The sequence below is a fragment of the Paucibacter sp. PLA-PC-4 genome (genome assembly GCF_026241155.1).
GTDB lineage: Bacteria > Pseudomonadota > Gammaproteobacteria > Burkholderiales > Burkholderiaceae_C > Roseateles_E.
In genome coordinates this window covers 1-768 of the sequence record NZ_JAPFGP010000069.1, presented here as the reverse complement: position 1 = coordinate 768, position 768 = coordinate 1, and the positions used below count along the sequence as shown (strand labels likewise).

Sequence of the window (768 nt, the reverse complement as noted above, 5' to 3'; positions counted from 1 at the left end):
GGCCCTGCTCGCGGCCTTGCCGGCCCTGCTCAGCGCGGGCCTGCTCAATGCCGCCGTGCAGATGCTGATCGCCGCGCTGTTCGCCAGCGCCTACAGCCTGCTCGCGGGCCGCGCCGGCATGCTCTCCTTCGGCCACGCGGCCTACTTCGGCGTCGGCGCCTTCGCCACCGTGCACGCGATGAACGCCCTCAACGGGGCCGGCCTGCTGCCCACGCCGCTGATGCCCCTGGTGGGCGCGGCGGCCGGCCTGGGCTTAGGCATCGTCGCCGGCTGGTTCGCCACCCAGCGCAGCGGCACCGCCTTCGCGATGATCACACTGGCCATCGCCGAGCTGCTGCATGCGCTGGCGCCGCAGCTGAAAGGCCTGTTCGGCGGCGAGTCGGGCATCTCGGCCATGCGCATGCCGGCCTGGGGCCTGAACTTCGGCTCCACCACCCAGGTCTACTACCTGACCCTGGCCTGGGTGCTGCTGTCGCTGGCGCTGCTGCACTTCCACACCCGCACGCCGGCCGGACGCCTGACCCTGGGCCTGCGCGAGAACAGCCACCGGCTGCGCTTCCTCGGCTACGACGTGCACCGCCTGGGCGTCTCGGCCTTCGCGATCTCGGGCCTGTTCTCGGGCGTCGCCGGGGCGCTGCAGGTGCTGGCCAACGAGGCCGCCAACTACGTGGTCTTCGACGCTCATGTCTCGGCCAGCGTGGTGCTCAACAGCTATATCGGCGGCGTCGGCGTCTTCCTCGGCCCGGCCCTGGGCGCGGCGCTGATGAG

The 768-nt window shown here is 72.0% G+C and carries 1 protein-coding gene; it reads left to right on the top strand.

The genetic code is table 11. From position 1 onward, the window contains the following. Positions 1 to 768: branched-chain amino acid ABC transporter permease (locus tag OOZ63_RS28925; protein ID WP_323055804.1), on the top strand; the 768-nt coding region annotated here is incomplete at both ends.